This window comes from Dyadobacter sp. Leaf189, assembly GCF_001424405.1.
Taxonomy (GTDB): domain Bacteria; phylum Bacteroidota; class Bacteroidia; order Cytophagales; family Spirosomataceae; genus Dyadobacter.
Window position 1 is genome coordinate 16150 of sequence record NZ_LMPS01000001.1, and the last position, 20313, is coordinate 36462.

The window sequence follows — 20313 nt, forward strand, 5'->3', positions numbered from 1 at the left end:
AATTTTAAGAAACTCAGATAAGGAAAAGCGTGGAGGTAAACAGCCTTCACGCTTTTTGTTTTATTCAGAACAACAAACGGATTGTGAAATGCAAACTTCATTATAGCTATAAATAATATTGAAGAACAGCGCCAGCGGAATACAAAGAATTGTGCTACAACTTGTTTTGACTTAATAAAGTTTTCATAACTTTGCACTCCAAAATTGAATTAATTGATATGAGCAAGAAAAACGCGGGTGAACCGGGGATTGAAATTATCGAAACTCCGGAAGCATTAGCTGGTCAGATTAACAAGGCCGAAGCTTTTTTCATCAAGAACCGCAAAGTTGTTTTAGGGATTGGAGGAGCGATACTGGTTGCAATCGTTGCATTCGCCGGCTATCGCTTTTACATTGACAGCCAGGAGGGAACAGCTCAAAATGCATTAGCAAGTGTTGTGTACGATTTCGAAGCGGATTCATTGCAAAAAGCGTTGAACGGAAGCGGAGGAAATGAAGGTTTGCTTTCCATTGCTGATAGCTACAAAGGTACCGACGCAAGTAATCTTGCTAATTTCTACGCCGGTGTTGCATTGCTTAAACAAGGCAAATACGATGAAGCAATCGATCACCTGAAATCTTTCAGCTCTTCTGACTTGCTCATTCATGCCCGTGCTCAGTCGTTGATCGGAGATGCTTACATGGAGAAAAATCAGGCTGCTGAGGCAATCTCTTATTACCAGAAAGCTGCTGATTACGAGAAAAACGAATATTTTACACCAGTATACCTGATGAAGCTTGCTTTGGCTCAGGAAAAAGCTGGAAAGGCAGCTGATGCAGTTGCTTCCTATAAACGTGTGGTTGAGGATTTCCCGCTTTCGACGGAAGTGGTAAATGCCAAGAAATACATGGGGTTATTAGAAGGACAGGTCGGCAAATAATGGTTAACCATTCTGTTCTGAAAGAGGATAAAGCCGACGTGGTTTTATCCTTTTTTTATTCATTTTATCGAACAATCCACGATTAGACTATAAAGCAATGTCCAGCGCAGATAAGAATTTAAGTGTGTTTAATACCGAGGGGCTACCTGATATCACCTCAAAGCGGTTCGCGATCGTTGTAGCAGAATGGAATTCGGAAGTGACAGAGAAACTGTTTGAAGGAGCATATCAGACATTAATCCAGTATGGTGCCGCTCCTGAAAACATTGAGCGTGGCAATGTTCCCGGAAGCTTCGAGCTTACATTGGCTTCGCAATGGTTTGCCCAGCGTCCGAATGTAGACGCAGTAATCGCGTTGGGAGTTGTTATTCAGGGTGAAACGAAACACAACGATTACATCAATCACGCGGTAGCTCAGGGAATTACCAATGTAAGTCTCAAAACAGACAAGCCGGTGATCTTCGGTGTGCTGACGCCAAATACCATGGAGCAGGCTTTGGACCGTGCGGGTGGCGTTCATGGAAATAAAGGGGACGAAGCTGCGATGACTGCTATTAAAATGCTGGGACTTTATGCGCAGGTAGCACAGGGATACAACTTCTAACGATTAAGATCTCGTTATGAATTGAGAATCACCTCTGAACAATTCGTGACCTATATCAGTCATTCAAAATTTAATCATTCAATCATTACATTATGCAAGTCTGGAAATTTGGCGGTACGTCGGTAGGCATGCCTGAGCGTATGCATTCCATCCGCGAACTCCTCAAAAGTGATTCTAATCGGAAAATCGTTGTTCTGTCTGCGCTATCAGGCTCGACTAACGCATTGATCGCGATCGGTGAGGCTGTAAAATCATTTGATGATGCCAAAGCGGCTGTGTTGATCGACGACCTTAAAACGCATTATGCACTTTTTGTAAAAGAGCTTTATTCTACACCTGAGTCGCTGCAAAAGGGACAGGAGATTGTGGATACGGAGTTTGGCTACATTAAATCGCTTGTGGGAATAAAGCCATTCACGATCAAACAGGATAAGGAACTGGTTGCGGAAGGGGAGATACTAAGTACCAAAATGTTCCAGGCGTACCTTGAAGAGAAAGGCGATAACTCGGTACTGCTTTCGGCGCTTGATTTCATGCGCATTGATGCCGATGGAGAACCTGAGCTTTCGGTGATTGAAGATAAGCTGGTAACGATCCTGAACCAGTACCCTGATAAAGCTACCATTATCACACAAGGATTTATATGCAGAAACCCGAGGGAGGAAGTTGATAACCTGAAAAGGGGAGGCTCGGATTATACTGCTTCACTGATTGGGGGTGCGATCCGCGCTGATGAAATCCAGATCTGGACTGACATTGACGGAATGCATAATAATGATCCCAGGATTGTAAAACGCACATTCCCGATTCGCGAGCTGACTTTTGAAGAAGCCGCTGAACTGGCGTACTTCGGAGCTAAAATCTTACATCCAAGTACCATTACACCGGCTAAACTGAGAGGAGTTCCGGTTCGTCTGAAAAATACAATGCAGCCGGAAGCCCCTGGTACATTGATCGCCAATCAAACTTCGGACAGAGAGATTAAAGCGATTGCCGCGAAAGATAATATCACGGCAATTTACATTCACTCGACCCGTATGCTGAATGCTTACGGATTCCTTCGCAGGGTGTTTGAAGTATTTGAAAAATACAAGACGCCCGTAGATATGATCACTACCTCGGAAGTGTCTGTTTCGGTAACAATTGATAACTCGGAGAATCTGGATAAAATCACTGCTGAACTTCGGGAGTTCGCTGATCTGGAAGAACACGATGTAGATCAGAACATCATTTGCATTGTAGGTAATTTCAGTGCCGATAAAGAAGGTATTGCATTGAAAGTGCTTGATGCTCTGAAACATATACCAATACGAATGATTTCGTACGGAGCGTCTGAACACAATCTTTCTTTATTGATTCATTCGAAATACAAGGCCGAAGCGCTGAATGTACTTAATGAAAGATTATTTTATTACGAGGATGCAATGAAGGATATTTTCACTGCACCATAAGAAAGATATTTAACCTGAAATGTTACAAACCAACTTCATACGCGAAAACAGGGAACTTACTATTGCCGGGCTTACAAAAAAGCATTTTAAAGATGCAGAGCAGGCGGTAGAAAGAATACTTGATCTTGACAAAAAACGGCGGGAAATCCAGCAGGAGCTGGATGAAACTCTGGCCGCGTCCAACAATCAGGCCCGCGAAATCGGTGCGCTGATGAAAGCAGGAAAGTCGGCCGAAGCGGAAGAAGCGAAAGCTGTTACAGCGACTTTAAAAGAGAAATCCAGGGCACTCGACGAGGAGCACAAGCAAGTTGAAAAATCGCTGCTTGAAGAGCTGGTAAAGCTGCCTAACCTACCTCACGAGAGTGTGCCTGAGGGAAGAACTGCTGAGGACAATGTGACTGTTTTGGAGGAAGGTATCAAACCTTCGCTGCATCAGAGTGCATTGCCGCATTGGGAGCTGATCAAGAAATTGGGCAAGAGCCAGGCTCCGATTATTGATTTTGAACTTGGCAATAAAATTACTGGTGCCGGTTTTCCGGTGTATAAAGGAAAGGCAGCGCGTTTGCAGCGGGCTATGATCGCTTTCTTCCTGGATGAAGCTGGAAAAGCAGGTTACACAGAAGTGCAGCCTCCGATCGTAGTGAATGCAGATTCGGGTTTTGCAACGGGCCAGTTGCCGGATAAAGAAGACCAAATGTACCATGATGCCGCGGACGATCTGTACCTGATCCCGACTGCCGAAGTGCCTGTGACCAACTTATACCGTGACGTAATTGTTGCTGAAAGTGAACTGCCCGTTAAAAACGTAGCATATACGCCCTGTTTTCGTCGTGAAGCCGGAAGCTGGGGTGCGCATGTGCGCGGGTTGAACCGCCTGCACCAGTTTGATAAGGTGGAAATCGTGCAGATCAACAAGCCGGAGGAATCATACAAGGCGCTGGACGAAATGGTTGCACATGTGAAAAGCCTGCTTGGCAAGCTTGGACTTCCGTACCGGATCCTGCGACTTTGCGGCGGGGATATGGGCTTCACATCTGCACTTACTTACGACTTCGAAGTATGGTCAGCCGGGCAGGAGCGGTGGTTGGAATGCAGTTCTGTGTCCAACTTCGAGACTTACCAGGCAAACAGGCTGAAATTGCGTTTCAAAGGCGCTGATAAGAAGACGCAGCTGCTTCATACACTGAATGGATCTGCGCTGGCATTGCCCCGTATTTTGGCTGCATTGCTGGAAAACAACCAGCAGGCAGACGGGACTGTGAAGGTGCCGGATGTGCTTGTACCTTACTGCGGTTTTGACACAATCGAATAGACTTAGTTAGTTTGAAACAAGAAAGGCGCTCGTTCATGAGCGCCTTTCTTGTTTTATATACTACCGTAAATCGTCGATTTCGGCGGAGCTTCGTTGCTTTTTGGAAATGCCAGCCAGATTAAGTAGCCCGTCATGAATACAATGCAGACCTGCATGGAATAGTCTATCAGCAATTGTGAAGAGGCAAATGTATCTCCCGGCGTCATATAGCACGGCATACCGAGCCGCCACCAGAAAGAAGGGTGTACGACGCACAGTATGTTATAAATAAAGAAGATCGCCAGCTGCGTTTTGTTTTTCCAATTAATGGTAACAAAAACGAGCGGTAAGAGGAAGAGGAAAATGTAGTTGCTATACGCACTTTGCTGCACGATCATCATAGTCGCATACAAGACGATCCAGACTCTTGACAGCATGATCCGGAAGTCAAAATGACGCATTCGCCAGGCTGAAAAGGTAGCTAGTCCGACAGACAAAGCAAGCCCGATCCAATTCCAGAATTTCTCCCCGACACCGATTTCGTTATTAAACCAGGGGTTGATAATGGCAGGAATGTTAGGTGCGCGAAGCGTTTTTGCTTCATCGAGCGGCTGCATAAATTCCCAGCCAACCAGCGGATATAAGATCCCGAGGGAGATAACTCCGATAATCGCCATCGGAATTAGCATGCGCATCTTCTCTTTTTCAAGAAGAAAAAGCGGTATTAGTATTAATACGAAAATTGCCTTGGTAGTGAGAAGCCCGATCGCCAGAATAACTGCATACCATTCAACGCGTAATGTACGCTCGCGGACGAGGTAGGCAAGTATGACGAACAACCACATCCAGACATCTTCCTGTGCACCGATTACACATAGTACAAGCGAACCTGGCAGCAGCAGGTAAATGATAGCGAGAAACAGGAATTTTCCCTTTGTGAAAAAAGGTCTGAAAAAATGGTAGCTGGCCAGTAATGCAACTCCATCCATTACTGCCATTGTAAACACGATCATCTTCGCATTGAACCAGATTTTCAACCAGATACCTAAAAAGTAAGCATACAGCGGCGAGTACGGCGACCAGAAGTCACGATATACAACCTGGCCCAGTGAAGCCTTGCTCGCTTCGTCCCAAAATCCGTTTACATCGGAAGTGGGCTCCATACCTGCTGCAATGTAAATGACCAGGAAAGGAATCAAGCGCAGTAAAAGCCAGCTGACCAGAAGAGTAGCTCTTGCAGATTTCGATTCGAGCCACTGCTGTATCCTGGTTTTGAAAAACAGCAGGATACATACAAAAAGGACGCAGAGTAGGCTGATGCCTAGTTTGGCGAGGATTATACTCATGCCAGTACCGTGTTTTTGGAAGGAACAATCTTGCGATATGTTTCCCGCAAAATCCAGAGGAAGCAGAGCACATTCAGTATTTCAAGAATGTATTCAAACAGGTATGATAAGTCGCTGAACATGCCCAGAGAAGTATATGCAGGCTGTTTGATATATACCCAAACAAAGGGTTGCACGACTGTCAGCCAGTTCAGCAGCAGCAAAACCACCACATGGAAAGTTTTGCGGATATCAATAATCTCAAATAAAACAGCCATTAAATAAGCGATCAGATAAGCGCCCATTGCGCTGGCCTGGAAAATCATCATGCAAACAAAACAGGCAACGAAAATACCTGGGAGTACCTCATTGATGTGCCGGTGCCGCGATTTGAAGGCCATGTAAACCGGTACAAAAACGGTGAAGAGCAAGCCAAACCAGTTGATCATCCCAGAGTTTTTCTCGTCAATCGGAACGATCAGCTCGATAAACGGTCTTCCGATTGAAAAGAGGTTGGGCGTCATCAACTGTTCTGTATGTCGGATCGGCATCAGGAACAAATCGCCGATCTGCCAGTAAAGGAAGCCTACTGCCGGCAAGCCGATAGCAGCCATAACCAGCAGCATTTTCACAGGCTTTTTAACCAAAACCAAAATAGCAGGCAGCAGGAAAATGAATGTAACTTTGATTGTCAACAGGAAAATGGCGTAGAGTATACCTAGTCCCACTTCATAATTGTCAGTACGTTTGAGCGTATAGCGCCACAGCAGCAGCGCTGCGCCCCAGAACCACACTTCCTCCTGTCCGTCAACCAAAATGTACATAAAGCCCGCGGGCAACAGGTAGTAAATGATAGCGAGCTGTAATGCTTTTGAAGATCGTTCCTTGTAAGTTTTATAAGTAAGCCAAAGAATTCCGGACTCCATTAAAACCATAAAAAGTACGATCGCGCGTGCATTGTGCCAGATCCAGACAGGCAAGCTGATGATATAAGCGTAAAGTGGCGCGTGGTAGGACCAGAAATCGCGATAAACGAAACCGCCTGCTTTTGCGGCTTCTGCTTTGTAAAAGAAAAAAGGAATATCTCCCCGGGGATCTTCGTTGACTATCAGGAATATCCCGATGTACGGAATGAGCCGGAGAAGTAAAAACCCCAGTCCAAAAACTAATTTATCATTCCCTGACTGCCAACGCGAGAAAAGATCGGACCTGGTAACTGCCCAAATTATTCCGAGCGTTAACCCAAGATTAATGAGGAGCTTAATGTAAAAAATGGTAAGAATCGGCATCTGCAATCTGACGTAATCAAGCCGCAAACTTAAAACAAGTTTACTGATAATGAGTAGCTAATATCAAAGATTTAATCCAATGGAATAGTATGCTTGTCTGCTGTTCGGCAAAAAATTATTTTTGATAATGATCATTATTTCAATCAACGTTCAATAAGTCGACAACCACATTATTAAACGGAATGGATTTTAATCTGAGCGAAGAGCATGAATCGGTGCGCGAGGCTGCACGGGATTTTGCCAATACTGAATTGCAGCCCAGCGTCATCGAGCGTGATATCAATGAGAAATTTGATCCCGCCCTGCTCCACAAAATGGGCCAGCTTGGATTTCTTGGAATGATGGTAGCGCCGGAATATGGCGGCAGCGGAATGGATACGCTCTCTTACGTGCTGGCAATGGAGGAGATTTCCAGGATTGATGCGTCTGCTGGCGTTATTATGTCCGTCAATAATTCTCTGGTCTGCTGGGGACTTGAAAAATATGGCAGCGAAGAGTTGAAACAAAAATACCTGACGCGGCTTGCCACAGGCGAAATAATCGGTGCGTTCTGTTTATCGGAGCCGGAAGCTGGTTCTGACGCTACTTCTCAGCACACAACCGCCATTGATCAGGGAACACATTATCTGTTGAATGGTACCAAAAACTGGATTACCAGCGGCAAGACCTCAGATGTGTGCATTGTTATTGCCCAAACTGACGCCGAAAAGAGGCACCACGGGATCAATGCGTTTTTGGTAGAGAAGGATTGGAGTGGATTTGCAGTTGGTAAGAAGGAAGATAAGATGGGGATAAGGGCATCGGATACACATACTTTGATGTTTTCGGATGTAATTGTGCCCAAAGAGAACAGGATAGGGGAAGACGGACTTGGATTCAAATTCGCGATGAATGTTTTGAATGGAGGCAGGATAGGTATCGCTGCCCAGGCGCTGGGAATAGCTGCGGGCGCATTGGATCTCTCCTTGAAATATTCCAAAGAGCGCAAAACATTCGGGAAGCCGATCAGCGATCACCAGGCAATTCAGTTTAAACTGTCTGAAATGGCCACGAAAGTGGAAGCTGCTCGGTTATTGGTCTATAAAGCCGCGCTGGTGAAAGACGAGGGTAAGGATTACGTGCAGGCGGCGGCGATGGCAAAACTGTACGCGTCGGATGTTGCAATGTGGGTTACGACAGAAGCGGTTCAGATACACGGAGGCTATGGATATGTCAGAGAATATCACGTAGAGCGGCTGATGCGCGATGCGAAAATTACGCAGATTTATGAAGGTACCTCTGAAATACAAAAACTGGTGATAGCCAGGGAACTGTTGAAATAAGCTGATTTAGAACAACGAATTCCTTTTTGTTCTAAATGTTGGATTTAAATGATATCAAAATATCATTTTTTTTCAGTTTTTTGTCAATCTATACTTGTATTAGTTTTGTACAATTTATTAGATTTGTACAAAAATTGAAAGTTACGGTCGAAAGGACCCTTAAACATATAAAGTATGGAAGATTATAATAAGATTATTGAATCTTTAGGGGTAAAATTCGTGAAAGCCCGTCATATACGGATTTTGCAGCCTATTACAATTAAGAATTTCTACGATGTTCAGAACTCACTTACGATTCTGTACGACGGAGAAGTTTCTTTTGGCTCTGAGGAGTCGCAGAAGGTGGAAGAAGGTGACATGCTTTTCATTCCTGGTGGAAAACACGCTACTGTGACTTACGGGAATACTCAGACAGCCAAAACTGTATCGAACGAGGAGTTCATGACCAATCGTGACAACTACATCGACGCTGGTCACGATCCTGCATTGATCGGAAAGCTTCCTAACTCTTTCGGCTTGATTTCTTTTGAAGCAAAGGTTTTCGATACTGTCAACTTTTTCACTTCACTCGACGTACCTCCGTTTTTGATCAAAAGAGACGATCAGATCGCGGCTACAATCAACCAGATCCTGACAGAAGATATGCTCGATACACCTGGAAAGGGTCGTATCATCAAGATAAAGACAGAAGAAGTAGTAATTGAAATTATTCGCTACATTCTTAAAAACAAGCTGTTTGTTGAGCAGCTGGTTACAAACAGTACCTATTTCAAAGATCCGCGTCTGATTGACATTTTTGCCTATATCAAAGACAACCTGGGCGGCGATCTTTCCAATAAAGTGCTGGCCAATGTGGCAAATGTCTCTGAGGATTATGTAGGACAGTATTTCAAGATGCTGACAGGTATTAACCCACAGGATTACATCGAGTACCAAAGAATGGAAAAAGCGGTAGACCTGCTTCGTACATCCAAGAAAAGCATTCGTGCGATTGGTTCTGATGTAGGTTACAAAGACACAGCCTATTTCTGCCGTCGTTTCAAAATGATGTTCGGGATCCCGGCTGGTAAAATGCGCCGTCGTGAGTCTTTGATGAATGTGTAGATCAAAGGAAACATATATGAAAAAGGAGCCTTCAAGGGCTCCTTTTTTTGTTTGACTGCATTCCTATCTAGTTCACCGGGGTAAGCTGCACAGCAGAAACCTGCCATCTGCCACCAGCTCTGACACACACTGTCATGTAACTCAGATCACCCTGGAAGCTGCTGTTCTGTAACCTTGCGCGCACGCTCCACAAACCGGTAACTACGGCTACATCGCGGTAATTACGGGTGCCGGTACCGGAGAGCATGCCGGATTCAATGACGAGCAAACCTTCGCTTATTGCCTGTTTCAATTGCTCTCTGCTGATTTGCTGTCCATTGAAGCTGATCACCGTAAAGTCTGCAGTAAGTAATTGATCCAATGCGGCTGCATCTTTCTCCTGTAATGCATTAAAAAACAGCTTTGCACAATCCGTTCCGTCAACCGGCGCCACTTGTGCATTTGTTGCGACAGCAATCGAAAACAAAGCCAAAAACAATGCTGTTAATTTCATGTATTGAGAAGTATAAGGTAGCTTCGTGGATCAATTTAAACTTAACGAAAGCAATTGTCTAAAATGAAATTTGCGGACAAATTTTATATTCTGATACTATTTGTGGTATTGAATGCATGCGGCTCTGCGCCGGACAAACTGGGTGTGTTGGATCTTAAAAAATGGCGTTCTGATCGGGGTGGATGTGAGGATATTCGCGGAGTGCTTAAAAAGGATTTTAAAGCTGTGCAGGAAGAACTGAAAGGGAAATTTGCTGATGATATTACCAAGATACTCGGCCGCCCTGATATTCACCAGCTTGGAGAGCGGAACCAGAAATTCTATGTCTATTTTTTGGAGAAAGGCCCGCAATGCGAAAATATCCAGTCGCCTTCGAACGCAGAGAAAGTGATTCTGAAATTTAATGCAGTCGGGCTTCTGTCAGAGATTACTTACCAGAGCCGGCCATTGTAATTATTGGTAGAACTTCCTGATCTTAATCAGCTGCTCTACAGGCTCCGGCACGAGGTATTTGATCGATATCCCCTTCTTTATCGCAGACCGGATGAATGTGGCTGAAATATCCAGCAAAGGCGCTTCAACAAACCTTACCGCCTTGTGGTTGGCGAAAGCGTGTGGCTTTGAACCGGGCCTCGGATATACGTACAAGCCTGTATATTCAAGTATCTGTTCGTAATTTTTCCAATTAGGGAACTGCGCCAGATTGTCTTCCCCCATGATCAGCCTGAATTCGTGCTGAGGAAATTTTTCCTGAATACGGATCAGTGTATCAATGGTATAACTTGGCTTGGGCATGTGGAACTCGACATCACTGGCCCGGAATGCAGGATTGTCAGAAATAGCGCGCTCAACCAGATCAAAGCGGTCGAATTCGTGTAGTAAACTACTGTTCTTTTTAAATGGATTTTGCGGACTGACGACAAACCAGATTTGTTCCAGGTCTGTGGTTGCCTGCATGGAGTTGGCAATGATCAAATGCCCTATATGAATGGGATTGAAAGACCCGAAAAATAGACCGATTTTCATGCAGTGAAGTTAAGATGCAAGAAAACGTTCTACCAGTTTTTCTGCATTTTCAAGGGCTACATTGAGCTCATTATTAACCAGCACTTCGTCAAATTCATGCTCAAAGCTTTGCTCGTAGCGAACTTTTGCAAGCCTGGTTGCGAGCGTATCGGCCGACTCTGTGCCTCGTCCGGCCAACCGGCGCTGAATTTCCTTTTCGGAGGTAACTTTTACGAACACCGCAAGAGCCTGATCTCCGTAAGCTTCTTTAAGCTTTAAGCCGCCCTTTACGTCTACATCAAAAATAACGTGTTTGCCCTCAGCCCAAAGTCGCTGGATTTCTGATTTTAATGTACCGTAATAATTGCCCGCGTACACTTCTTCCCATTCAGCAAACTCCTGGTCAGCAATTTTCTGACGAAAGTCTGATAATGAGAGGAAGTAGTAATCTTTTCCCGATACTTCATGGTCCCGTTTCTCGCGTGTGCAAGCAGAGACAGAAAATGCGAGCTGGTTACTGTACTTACTTAATAAGTGTCTGACAATGGTGGTTTTTCCAGAACCGGAAGGGGCAGAAAATATGATGAGCTTACCTTTCACACGAACAGATTAACTGTTGATTTTAGTTAAAATCGTATTGAGGATACTTTCGGGGCAGGGCTTCTTCTCTATTTTGTGGTTGAGCGAATCTTTGATGCATTTTTCCAGACGATATGCTTCGATGCAGGGAATGCATGTATCCATATTTTCGCGAAAATGGTCTTTTTCAGCTTCGGTCGCCTCATCATCCAGGATTGCCTGAATGACCTTCATACACTGAGCGCGATGCTCACACGTGTGCTTCATGACTTTGTTTTGCGCAGCTTCTGTCACAGAAGGCGTCGTTGGAGATGCATTCATTACTTAAAATGAAAAGAATAATGGAATAAGTTTCTGTTGTACCCTATAACCGAATAGGTTGCAAAAAAAGTTTCACAACCTACGAATCATATCCCATTGAACTTGCATAACTCTTTAATTTTTCTTTCAAAAGGTTACGCGCGCGGTGCAACCTTGAACGTACAGTGCCAATAGGAATATCAAGTATCTTGGCCATTTCCTCGTACGTGAAGCCTTCGATATCACAAAGGATAATTACCGTACGGAAATCGACCGGAAGTGCGTTCAATGCATTGGCCACTTCGTCTCCAATCAGCTCCTGAACTGCATCTGCGCGAAGATCCACTGTGTACGTAGTATCAGAAGCTTCTTCTGAATTGTATGTGGTTTCAACTTCCTGGTAATCGACTTTTGAAGGTTCTTTGCTCTTTTTACGGTAGTCGTTTATGAAGCTATTTTTAAGGATCCTAAATAACCAAGCTTTGGCATTTGTACCTTGTTCAAACGAAGAAATAAACCGGAAAGCTTTTAAGTATGTATCCTGAACCAGGTCATTTGCATCGTCTTCATCCATGGTAAGGCGAAAGGCGAAGTTATACATGGAGTCGATATGAGGCATGAATTCGCGGTTAAATACTTCATAACGAAGATCATCCGTGTATCCATTAGTCGTGAGCGTTTCTGACATGGCAACTAACATAGGAATGCTGAATTTACAAAGATTAATAACAGCTCCAAACGGTACAAATTATTTTTGACAAATGGCTCGTTGAAGCTATTTAACAGCCACTGCTTCACGATAAAATTAGAAAAAGACAGAACTCACCATTTTCGAAAACTGCCTTTTTGCTCATCGTACAATTAATGTAGCTACATCAAATTCCGAGCCAAAATCAGGATTGTGCCAAATTGGCATATTCAGCGTTTAGAAAAAAGTTCCAGTAATATAATGAGGAGAGTAGTTAAGAGCGTGCTGGCACCAATGCGGATCAGGGTGTAAAGGATCATTCCAAAATGATTGATCTCCATTAAAAAGAGCACAGAATGATGTAGCAGAACAAGTGGGAACACATAGGAAATGAATGCGCCAAAGCCCTGGGTGCGGATTCCGACCTCGGCCCGTTCAGCTCCCCTTGACTTCATTTGGAAGTGGATCAGGAAAGGACGGATGTAGGCGATCAGGACTGTAGCGGAGGCGTGCATGCCAAAAGTATTTGAAAAAACATCGACCGTAAAGCCGATACCGAATGCAATCAGCAGCAAATACATCCTGTCAATGTCCGCAGGCAGCAGCAAAACGCCGGCGATATAGATAAAGCAGAATGCATAATTGAACAAAACCATATTGCGCATGAAGAAGATCTGCAGGAACAGATACAGCAGGATCATCAGCGAATATTGTATGGCTTCTCTTAAACTCATCGTTTTTCAATAGTACGTTCTTTCAGATTTTCCTGCTCCCCAAGTTGTTGATTTTGTACCACATAAACGTACGAGAGGTTCCGGAAGTCTGTAGAGAGCCTTAAAATGATATTGTAAAAGGTCTGATTAGGGTGCACGCTCACATTCTCCACTTTGCCGACCATAATGCCCGGAGGGAAGACCGAGTTCTGGTCAGAAGTAACAGCCGAGTCACCCTTGAAGATTTTCGTGTACTTGGATACGTCAATCAGATCAATGAAGTTGGGGTCTTTACCTGGCCATTTGGCATAGCCTATCTCTTTGCTGCGAACCAATTTGCTGGAAACCATGAATTGCGAATGCAGGATCGAAGTAATAACGGAATATTGCTCAGAGCAGAACCTGACTTTGCCCACAACACCAGTAGCAGAAATAACCCCCATACCAGGCTTGATCCCGTGCGCAGTACCTTTATCGATCGTCAGTACATTGTTCTGCTTGTTGGTTTCATTGTCAACCACCTTGGCAACTGTGTAGGTATACCGTGAAGCAAATACGGAATCGGGAATGTAGCCGGAAGGAGAGTCAACCGGCTTTTGCTGGTTCAGGGTTGTGACAAGTGCGTGCAGCCTGGCATTTTCGGCAGCAAGGTCCGCATTGATTTCGTCGAGTTTGGTAAATTCCCTTGCTGAGTTAGAAAACGCAAGTGTTTTAGCAACGTAGTAATTGGAGGTATTGAAATAAGTAGCTCCCCAATAGGTATTGCTGCGCACGATGAGCCAAACACTGAGTACTTCCAGCAGCACGAAAACCAGAAAAAAACGATTTCGAATGACGAAATCAACAAGTTGGAGCATGGGCTAAAAAGTTCACGCGCAGTTCATCACCTGGTGCACGAATACGTTGTGCGGCGCACGATGTACAAAAATATAAAATTTTCGAACGTCGGGCCTGAGGCCAAATTGATAAACTATGCGCGAGCCGATCCTAAGAAATCAATACAGGCTTGTAGAGTTCGAGGTTTTTGAGAACTTCTCCAGTACCTTTTACCACCGCCTTTAAAGGATCGTCAGCAATGTGAACCGGCAGTTTAGTCTTCTGCGCGATACGTCTGTCTAATCCGTGGATCAGAGCCCCGCCGCCTGTCAGGTAAATACCGTTTTTGAAGATATCAGCTGAAAGCTCAGGTGGAGAGATTTCCAGCGCCTTCATAACGCCCTCCTCGATTTTCGAAATGGACTTATCAAGAGAATACGCGATCTCACTATACGTCACGCGAATTTCTTTCGGAATACCCGTCATTAAATCGCGCCCGCGGATCTGGTAATCATCCAAAGGCACTTCCAACTCAGGCGAAGCTGAGCCGATCGCCATTTTAATCAGTTCCGCAGAACGTTCTCCGATCAGCAGGTTGTGCTCACGGCGCATATAATCGACGATATCACGCGTAAAAACGTCCCCCGCAATGCGTACAGACTGCTCGCAGACAATACCTGAAAGCGCAATTACGGCGATTTCGGTAGTACCACCACCAATGTCCACGATCATTACACCGTTCGGCTGGGTAATGTCGATTCCTATACCGATTGCGGCTGCAATGGGCTCGTGTACCATGTAAACTTCCTTGGCACCTGCATGCTCGCAGGAATCCTTAACCGCACGTTTTTCAACTTCCGTAATTCCCGAAGGAATACAAACTACCATTCGGTGTGAAGGCGTGAAAAAACGGCTGCCGGTATCGATCATTTTGATCATCCCGCGGATCATCATTTCGGCTGCCGTAAAGTCTGCAATTACACCATCTTTGAGTGGGCGGATTGTTTTTATATTTTCGTTGGTCTTCTCATGCATTTGCATGGCCGTGTGGCCGATCGCCAGAACTTTGCCCGTGGTTTTGTCCATGGCAATGATAGAAGGCTCGTCAACTACTACTGTATCTTTATGAATGATCAAAGTATTGGCAGTACCTAAATCAATCGCAATATCGCTAGTCAAAAAATCAAACAATCCCATATAATTTGTTAAAATTTGCGCTCACTTTGATTTCAGGTTGGCAAAATTACAGATTATTGTCCACAAACAAAGGCATTTAAAAAATTTAGGAAGTTGCCTCAAAGTGGGTAAAAATACGTCATAATTAGCCCCTTTGACAGAATTTACAATTACTATGTACCTTTGTTTTTACTATGGGAATCAAAGCAATTTTGAGTCAGCCGCTGGCGAGATATATTGTTCAGCAGCAGAAGCAATGGATCTCTGAAAGCATTGCGGTTCAGGAAAAATGGAGGCAGGAATTAGTCGCCAAAGCGGCCGGTACCGAGTTCGGGAAAGACCATCATTTCCGGGATATCCAATCTTATTCAGACTTCAAACAGGCCGTGCCGGTTTCAGATTATGAAGACCTGAAAGGCTACATCGGCAAGATCAAAGAGGGAGCAGACAATATCCTCTGGCCAGGCAAGCCACTGTATTTTGCCAAAACTTCCGGAACTACTTCCGGAACCAAGTATATACCGATCTCCAGAGACTCAATTTCCAATCACATCGACTCGGCAAGAAATGCCATTTTGACGTACATTGCTGAAACCGGGAAATCTCAGTTTTTAGACAAAAAGCTCATTTTCCTGTCTGGCAGCCCGGTACTGACAGAAACAGGCGGGGTACTGACAGGTCGTTTGTCAGGTATCTCCAACCACCACGTTCCGGGTTATCTGCGGAGAAACCAAATGCCCAGTTACGAAACCAACTGCATTGAGGACTGGGAGACCAAGCTGGAAAAGATCATCGACGAGACAATCGACCAGCCCATGTCACTGATATCCGGGATTCCGCCCTGGGTACAAATGTATTTCGACAGGATTATCGAGCGGACAGGCAAGAAGATCAAGGACGTTTTTCCGGACTTCTCTCTCTTTATATACGGAGGAGTGAATTTTGAACCTTATCGTGCAAAATTGTTCGAGTCCATTGGCAAGTCCATCGATTCTATTGAACTATATCCAGCCTCGGAAGGCTTTTTTGCCTACCAGGATGTGCAGCATGAAGAGGGATTGCTGCTTTTGCTGGATACCGGCATTTTCTATGAGTTTATTCCTGCTGATCAGTTTTTTGACAAAAATCCGCCAAGATATTCAATCGGTGAAGTGGAAGTTGGCAAAAACTACGCGATGATCGTGAATAACAATGCAGGACTTTGGGGTTACTCGCTTGGTGATACGGTGCGATTTGTTTCTACAAACCCATATAAAATCCTGGTAACAGGAAGGATCAAACATTTTATATCCGCATTTGGCGAGCACGTGATCGGAGAAGAGATTGAAAAGGCGCTTAAATTTGGAATGGAGCGGCATCCAGAGGTAGAGGTGGTCGAATTCACGGTTGCACCTATGGTAAACCCGCAGGAAGGCGGGCTTCCTTATCATGAATGGTTGGTTGAGTTTGCTACTTTGCCCAACAATATGGAGCAGTTTGTGGCAGATGTAGACCGTCGCCTCACAGAGCTGAACATTTACTATAAGGACCTGATCGAGGGAAGTATCCTGAAAACGCTGCAACTGGTACCACTTCCGAAGAATGCCTTTATCGATTTCATGCGTGCAAATGGAAAGCTGGGCGGACAGAATAAAGTGCCGCGGTTGTCCAACGACAGAAAGATTGCAGATGAATTGGTGAAGTTCAGACACAGGGGATGACCTTAAAATAGAAAAGAATGAAGAAGAGAATAGCCATTTTAGGGTCAACCGGATCAATTGGAACGCAAGCGCTTGATGTGATCAGCGCCAATCCTGAGGTATTTACCGTATCCGTACTTACTGCCGGCAACAACGCCGATTTGCTGATAGAACAAGCAGTTAAATTCCTGCCTTCCGAGGTGGTAATTTGTAATGGAGATCAGTTTGACAAGGTAAAAACAGCACTGGCCCCATTTCCGGTAAAGGTATATCAGGGTGAAGAAGCGTTGGTTTCCGTAGTCGAAAGTGATAATGTGGACATCGTTCTTACCGCAATGGTCGGCTACTCGGGACTGCTGCCTACTATTCACGCGATCAAAGCCGGGAAGACAATTGCATTGGCGAACAAAGAAACGCTGGTTGTGGCCGGTGAGCTCATCACAGCTTTGGCCAGAGAACATCATGTAAGTATATACCCTGTTGATTCAGAGCACTCTGCTATATTTCAATGTCTTGCGGGAGAGGAAAACAATGCGATCGAAAAGATTATTCTGACTGCATCCGGCGGCCCGTTCAGAGGAAAGGACCGTGCGTTTTTGGCGGAGGTAACCAAGGCGCAGGCATTGAAACACCCCAACTGGAGTATGGGTGCAAAGATTACCATTGATTCGGCTACCTTGATGAATAAGGGGCTTGAAGTGATCGAAGCAAAATGGCTGTTTGACTTGCAGGCTTCTCAGATTGACGTGATCGTGCATCCGCAAAGTATCATTCATTCGCTGGTGCAGTTTGAAGATGGCAGTATCAAAGCACAAATGGGCTTGCCGGACATGAAGCTTCCCATTCAGTATGCATTGGATTATCCTAATCGCCTGAAATCAGATTTTCCAAGATTCAATTTTGTTAATTATCCTTCACTAACATTCGAAAAGCCCGACCTGGAAACTTTCAGGAATCTCGCGATCGCTTATGAAGTTTTGGAAAAAGGCGGAAATGCAGCCTGTATCGTCAATGCCGCAAACGAAATAGCTGTGGATGCATTCCTGCACGACCGGATAGGATTTCTGGATATTTCGGACGTAATTACCGAAAGCCTGGCCAAAATAGCTTTCATCGGTAACCCTTCCTATTCTGACTATGTTGAAACCAATGAAGCAACCAGGCGTTTTGCTTCTGATATGATCCAGGTGAAAGTATAAATGAAAACCACCCTTCTCAAATACTTATCTGTTGCACTTGCCAGTACACTCAAATTCTTCGGCGGTCCGATCACGGGTGTAATCCTGAAATTAACCTGGATAGAAACAGCAATCTGCTCCGCAATCGGGATGATGTTCACTGTTCTGATATTGACGTATATCGGAGGAGGGATTCAGGCATTTATTAAAAAGCGAAGAAAGTCGAAGCCTAAAAAGTTTACCCGCACCAACCGCATTGCAGTCAATATCTGGAAACGTTTTGGCATCATCGGTATCGCTTTTCTAACCCCGCCATTGTTTACGCCCCTTTTCGGGCCGATCCTTGCAGTAGCATTCCGCGTCCCGAAACACTCCATATTCATGTGGATGTCGCTAAGTGCGATTATCTGGGGGCTTGGCATTTCCTACATCGCACATAAGGTCACATTCATTCAGGATTGGATCAAGTAGCATTTCTGCAAATGGCCAGCAGCTGTTTCTCAGCGGCTGTTCCTCAGCGGCTAACTTCTTTCTTTGGCGCAGTTGTTTTTTTCATGAAATCTCCCTGCGAGAAGTACTTTTCAATGAGGCAGTACATCAGTATGAAGAAGTACCTGCTGCCCATTTCCTTTATTTTCAGCTTCGATTCGCCGTATTTACGGTTGGTCCAGCTGTTTGGTACAACCGCATAATTAAAGCCACGCACCATTGCTTTCAGCGGAAGTTCAATGGTGAGATTGAAGTGAGGAGCTAAAAAAGGTTTGATACCCTCGATGGTTTCCCGTTTATACAGCTTGAATGCATTCGTGGTATCATTGTACTTGATCCCCATTACAATGCGAACAATGAAGTTAGCAACGCGGTTGATCACTTTTTTCAGTGCCGGGTAGTCAATCACCTTTCCGCCTTTGTCCCAGCGGGAGCCGAATACGCAATCGTAATCGCCTTCCACCATTTTGTTATAATATTTAACAAGATCTTCGGGATCGTCGGACATATCGGCCATGAAAACGGCTACACAATCTCCTTTAAAACGTTCCAATCCATATCTTACCGCATAGCCAAAACCATTTGGACCCGGGTTGGTGTAGTAAACCAGTGTGGGAATTTGAAGTGAAAGCTCGTCCAATACCCGCAACGTTCCGTCTTTGGAATTATCGTTGGTCACGCATATTTCGTGAGGGATATTGTATTTATTTAATGTATTGTAAAGAGATACCAGCGTGTGTGTAATGGATTCCTCCTCATTATATGCTGGTATTACGACGCTTAGCTTCATAAAAGTCAGTAGTTGAAAACAGTACAAATTAAAGATTATTAATTCGAACTGCCAATTTTCAGCGTATTGCTAGCTTGGCCTCGTAGCTTGCTATGGTTTTTGAGACAACATCGTGATACTTGTAGTCCAGCCACTTGTCTACGTTTTCAAACATTTCCTTTCTGTTTTGCAAAAAAGGAATATTTGTATGTGCGTGAACATTGCTCAGCCCCGCACTATGCTTTCTGTATACCCCCATTACATCCGGCAGGTAACCGATTTTGCCTCTTGCGGCAAGCTGTATCATTAAAGCCCAGTCACCTGCAGCGGCTTTCGAGTGCCATTCAGCAAAATCATGATCTTGGAAAGGATTCCGGTACAACCAGCTTGCTGTGGCAAAAAACCATTTGTCTTCCAGGATATCTTCAATACCCGAAATTAATTTCTGATCGGGCTTATTAAACAAATGTTCAGGAGATCCATCTTCGTAAACAACGCGCATATTATGGTGACACACGCTGAAATCGGGGTTTTTATCCAGGAAGTCGACCTGCTTCTGCAATTTCAGCGGGTCTGTCCAGTAATCATCGCCTTCGCACATGGCCACATATTCGCCTTTGCAGGCTTTAACCAGTTGCAGCACATTATTGCGACCGGCAAATTCCCGCGGCTCGCTTGGGCCCTGGTTCTCAGAATGCAGAAAAGCCCGGATTTTGCCGGGCTTTCTCTTTTCATAATCTCTGATAATATCTTGCGTAAGATCCGTAGACGCATCATCGCCGATTACAATTTCAAAGTCAAAATCAGTTTGTTGCATGAAAGCCCCTTCGAGCATCTGTACAATGTACTTCTCGTGATTATATGTCGGAACGCAGACTGATACTTTCATTAACCAAACTAAATAGCAACAAGCTCTCTCACCGTATCACCATTGATCTGATGGAAAGACAAACCATTGACATTCGTAACACTTGTAGCATGCTCGATAGTCAGAGAGACTGGATTTCCATTTTCATCAAGGTCAACAAGCATGTTTTCATTTAAATCATCTGTTGAAACGACCTCATTCTGATTGAAGACCAGCAATAGCGTATCTGTGTCCTGAAAATATCTTATATCCAT

The 20313-nt window shown here is 44.6% G+C and carries 23 protein-coding genes; 10 read left to right on the forward strand and 13 right to left on the reverse strand.

The features are described from left to right. Positions 1-218: 218 nt before the first annotated feature. From ASG33_RS00060 to serS, 4 genes are all read left to right on the forward strand, one after another. Entirely contained in the window at positions 219-920 is a 702-nt protein-coding gene (locus ASG33_RS00060; protein ID WP_056279069.1) for a tetratricopeptide repeat protein, read from the forward strand. A 97-nt stretch (positions 921-1017) separates the two neighbouring features. Then, positions 1018-1524 carry a 6,7-dimethyl-8-ribityllumazine synthase gene (gene ribH / locus ASG33_RS00065; protein ID WP_056279071.1) on the forward strand — a complete coding sequence of 169 codons (507 nt, stop codon included), beginning with the start codon at positions 1018-1020 and terminating at the stop codon, positions 1522-1524. A 92-nt stretch (positions 1525-1616) separates the two neighbouring features. Further along, complete coding sequence (locus ASG33_RS00070; protein WP_056279073.1) at positions 1617-2975, forward strand: aspartate kinase; 1359 nt, start codon at positions 1617-1619, stop codon at positions 2973-2975. A gap of 19 nt (positions 2976-2994) precedes the next feature. After that, complete coding sequence (gene serS, locus ASG33_RS00075) at positions 2995-4287, forward strand: serine--tRNA ligase (protein WP_056279075.1); 1293 nt, start codon at positions 2995-2997, stop codon at positions 4285-4287. 53 nt (positions 4288-4340) lie between these two features. Here the strand turns inward: serS and ASG33_RS00080 are convergent, their stop codons facing one another. Together ASG33_RS00080 and ASG33_RS00085 are read right to left on the reverse strand one after the other, a co-directional pair. Continuing rightward, positions 4341-5612: a hypothetical protein gene (locus tag ASG33_RS00080; RefSeq protein ID WP_056279077.1), complete on the reverse strand. Its 1272-nt coding sequence runs from the start codon at positions 5610-5612 to the stop codon at positions 4341-4343. Beyond that, on the reverse strand, positions 5609-6907 hold the full coding sequence (locus ASG33_RS00085) for a hypothetical protein (protein WP_229238514.1): 1299 nt from the start codon (positions 6905-6907) through the stop codon (positions 5609-5611). Before ASG33_RS00085 ends, ASG33_RS00080 begins: the two co-directional genes overlap by 4 nt. 155 nt (positions 6908-7062) lie before the next feature. Between ASG33_RS00085 and ASG33_RS00090 the strand changes: the two genes are divergently transcribed. Both ASG33_RS00090 and ASG33_RS00095 read left to right on the forward strand, forming a co-directional pair. Continuing rightward, positions 7063-8202: an acyl-CoA dehydrogenase gene (locus tag ASG33_RS00090; protein ID WP_056279081.1), complete on the forward strand. Its 1140-nt coding sequence runs from the start codon at positions 7063-7065 to the stop codon at positions 8200-8202. A gap of 174 nt (positions 8203-8376) precedes the next feature. Further along, the gene (locus ASG33_RS00095; protein ID WP_031529699.1) at positions 8377-9306 is read left to right on the forward strand and encodes an AraC family transcriptional regulator; all 930 of its coding nucleotides are present in this window, start codon (positions 8377-8379) and stop codon (positions 9304-9306) included. Positions 9307-9373: 67 nt separating this feature from the next. Here the strand turns inward: ASG33_RS00095 and ASG33_RS00100 are convergent, their stop codons facing one another. Beyond that, positions 9374-9799, reverse strand: coding sequence for a nuclear transport factor 2 family protein (locus ASG33_RS00100; protein WP_056279083.1), 426 nt, complete (start codon positions 9797-9799; stop codon positions 9374-9376). A gap of 63 nt (positions 9800-9862) precedes the next feature. Here ASG33_RS00100 and ASG33_RS00105 point away from each other — a divergent pair, with 63 nt between their 5' ends. Then, positions 9863-10252: a hypothetical protein gene (locus ASG33_RS00105; RefSeq protein WP_056279085.1), complete on the forward strand. Its 390-nt coding sequence runs from the start codon at positions 9863-9865 to the stop codon at positions 10250-10252. Here the strand turns inward: ASG33_RS00105 and nadD are convergent, their stop codons facing one another. The 7 genes from nadD to ASG33_RS00140 form a co-directional block, all read right to left on the reverse strand. Further along, positions 10253-10825: a nicotinate (nicotinamide) nucleotide adenylyltransferase gene (gene nadD / locus ASG33_RS00110; protein WP_056279086.1), complete on the reverse strand. Its 573-nt coding sequence runs from the start codon at positions 10823-10825 to the stop codon at positions 10253-10255. A 9-nt stretch (positions 10826-10834) separates the two neighbouring features. After that, a complete protein-coding gene (gmk, locus tag ASG33_RS00115; RefSeq protein ID WP_056279087.1) occupies positions 10835-11404 on the reverse strand; it encodes a guanylate kinase in 570 nt (189 codons plus the stop codon). A 9-nt stretch (positions 11405-11413) separates the two neighbouring features. After that, positions 11414-11704, reverse strand: a complete 291-nt coding sequence (locus ASG33_RS00120; protein WP_169739273.1) for a phosphohydrolase — start codon at positions 11702-11704, stop codon at positions 11414-11416. A gap of 79 nt (positions 11705-11783) precedes the next feature. Further along, positions 11784-12383, reverse strand: a complete 600-nt coding sequence (locus ASG33_RS00125; protein WP_031529693.1) for a sigma-70 family RNA polymerase sigma factor — start codon at positions 12381-12383, stop codon at positions 11784-11786. A gap of 218 nt (positions 12384-12601) precedes the next feature. Continuing rightward, the gene (locus ASG33_RS00130; protein ID WP_056279088.1) at positions 12602-13105 is read right to left on the reverse strand and encodes a hypothetical protein; all 504 of its coding nucleotides are present in this window, start codon (positions 13103-13105) and stop codon (positions 12602-12604) included. Then, complete coding sequence (mreC, locus tag ASG33_RS00135; RefSeq protein WP_056279090.1) at positions 13102-13941, reverse strand: rod shape-determining protein MreC; 840 nt, start codon at positions 13939-13941, stop codon at positions 13102-13104. The genes ASG33_RS00130 and mreC overlap by 4 nt, the downstream gene beginning before the upstream one ends. A 130-nt stretch (positions 13942-14071) precedes the next feature. Next, positions 14072-15097: a rod shape-determining protein gene (locus tag ASG33_RS00140; RefSeq protein ID WP_015813280.1), complete on the reverse strand. Its 1026-nt coding sequence runs from the start codon at positions 15095-15097 to the stop codon at positions 14072-14074. Positions 15098-15270: 173 nt separating this feature from the next. Here ASG33_RS00140 and ASG33_RS00145 point away from each other — a divergent pair, with 173 nt between their 5' ends. The 3 genes from ASG33_RS00145 to ASG33_RS00155 are packed head-to-tail and all read left to right on the forward strand — an operon-like array spanning position 15271 to position 18404. Next, on the forward strand, positions 15271-16776 hold the full coding sequence (locus ASG33_RS00145; RefSeq protein WP_056279091.1) for a GH3 auxin-responsive promoter family protein: 1506 nt from the start codon (positions 15271-15273) through the stop codon (positions 16774-16776). 17 nt (positions 16777-16793) lie between these two features. Beyond that, positions 16794-17954, forward strand: coding sequence for a 1-deoxy-D-xylulose-5-phosphate reductoisomerase (locus ASG33_RS00150; protein ID WP_056279093.1), 1161 nt, complete (start codon positions 16794-16796; stop codon positions 17952-17954). After that, complete coding sequence (locus tag ASG33_RS00155) at positions 17955-18404, forward strand: hypothetical protein (protein WP_056279095.1); 450 nt, start codon at positions 17955-17957, stop codon at positions 18402-18404. It abuts the gene before it with no gap. Between the two features lie 43 nt (positions 18405-18447). Here the strand turns inward: ASG33_RS00155 and ASG33_RS00160 are convergent, their stop codons facing one another. The 3 genes from ASG33_RS00160 to ASG33_RS00170 are packed head-to-tail and all read right to left on the reverse strand — an operon-like array spanning position 18448 to position 20313. Next, on the reverse strand, positions 18448-19212 hold the full coding sequence (locus ASG33_RS00160; protein WP_056279096.1) for a glycosyltransferase family 2 protein: 765 nt from the start codon (positions 19210-19212) through the stop codon (positions 18448-18450). Between the two features lie 58 nt (positions 19213-19270). Further along, positions 19271-20080: a glycosyltransferase gene (locus ASG33_RS00165; protein ID WP_056279098.1), complete on the reverse strand. Its 810-nt coding sequence runs from the start codon at positions 20078-20080 to the stop codon at positions 19271-19273. 8 nt (positions 20081-20088) lie between these two features. Beyond that, complete coding sequence (locus ASG33_RS00170) at positions 20089-20313, reverse strand: DUF2283 domain-containing protein (protein WP_056279100.1); 225 nt, start codon at positions 20311-20313, stop codon at positions 20089-20091.

Bases quoted from the DNA above. Each gene is read 5' to 3' on its own strand.
- ASG33_RS00060 (WP_056279069.1), top strand. From the start codon at position 219: ATGAGCAAGAAAAACGCGGGTGAACCGGGGATTGAAATTATCGAAACT.
- ribH (WP_056279071.1), top strand. From the start codon at position 1,018: ATGTCCAGCGCAGATAAGAATTTAAGTGTGTTTAATACCGAGGGGCTA.
- ASG33_RS00070 (WP_056279073.1), top strand. From the start codon at position 1,617: ATGCAAGTCTGGAAATTTGGCGGTACGTCGGTAGGCATGCCTGAGCGT.
- serS (WP_056279075.1), top strand. From the start codon at position 2,995: ATGTTACAAACCAACTTCATACGCGAAAACAGGGAACTTACTATTGCC.
- ASG33_RS00080 (WP_056279077.1), bottom strand. From the start codon at position 5,612: ATGAGTATAATCCTCGCCAAACTAGGCATCAGCCTACTCTGCGTCCTT.
- ASG33_RS00090 (WP_056279081.1), top strand. From the start codon at position 7,063: ATGGATTTTAATCTGAGCGAAGAGCATGAATCGGTGCGCGAGGCTGCA.
- ASG33_RS00095 (WP_031529699.1), top strand. From the start codon at position 8,377: ATGGAAGATTATAATAAGATTATTGAATCTTTAGGGGTAAAATTCGTG.
- ASG33_RS00100 (WP_056279083.1), bottom strand. From the start codon at position 9,799: ATGAAATTAACAGCATTGTTTTTGGCTTTGTTTTCGATTGCTGTCGCA.
- ASG33_RS00105 (WP_056279085.1), top strand. From the start codon at position 9,863: ATGAAATTTGCGGACAAATTTTATATTCTGATACTATTTGTGGTATTG.
- nadD (WP_056279086.1), bottom strand. From the start codon at position 10,825: ATGAAAATCGGTCTATTTTTCGGGTCTTTCAATCCCATTCATATAGGG.
- ASG33_RS00120 (WP_169739273.1), bottom strand. From the start codon at position 11,704: ATGAATGCATCTCCAACGACGCCTTCTGTGACAGAAGCTGCGCAAAAC.
- ASG33_RS00125 (WP_031529693.1), bottom strand. From the start codon at position 12,383: ATGTTAGTTGCCATGTCAGAAACGCTCACGACTAATGGATACACGGAT.
- ASG33_RS00130 (WP_056279088.1), bottom strand. From the start codon at position 13,105: ATGAGTTTAAGAGAAGCCATACAATATTCGCTGATGATCCTGCTGTAT.
- mreC (WP_056279090.1), bottom strand. From the start codon at position 13,941: ATGCTCCAACTTGTTGATTTCGTCATTCGAAATCGTTTTTTTCTGGTT.
- ASG33_RS00140 (WP_015813280.1), bottom strand. From the start codon at position 15,097: ATGGGATTGTTTGATTTTTTGACTAGCGATATTGCGATTGATTTAGGT.
- ASG33_RS00145 (WP_056279091.1), top strand. From the start codon at position 15,271: ATGGGAATCAAAGCAATTTTGAGTCAGCCGCTGGCGAGATATATTGTT.
- ASG33_RS00150 (WP_056279093.1), top strand. From the start codon at position 16,794: ATGAAGAAGAGAATAGCCATTTTAGGGTCAACCGGATCAATTGGAACG.
- ASG33_RS00155 (WP_056279095.1), top strand. From the start codon at position 17,955: ATGAAAACCACCCTTCTCAAATACTTATCTGTTGCACTTGCCAGTACA.
- ASG33_RS00160 (WP_056279096.1), bottom strand. From the start codon at position 19,212: ATGAAGCTAAGCGTCGTAATACCAGCATATAATGAGGAGGAATCCATT.
- ASG33_RS00165 (WP_056279098.1), bottom strand. From the start codon at position 20,080: ATGAAAGTATCAGTCTGCGTTCCGACATATAATCACGAGAAGTACATT.
- ASG33_RS00170 (WP_056279100.1), bottom strand. From the start codon at position 20,313: ATGGATATAAGATATTTTCAGGACACAGATACGCTATTGCTGGTCTTC.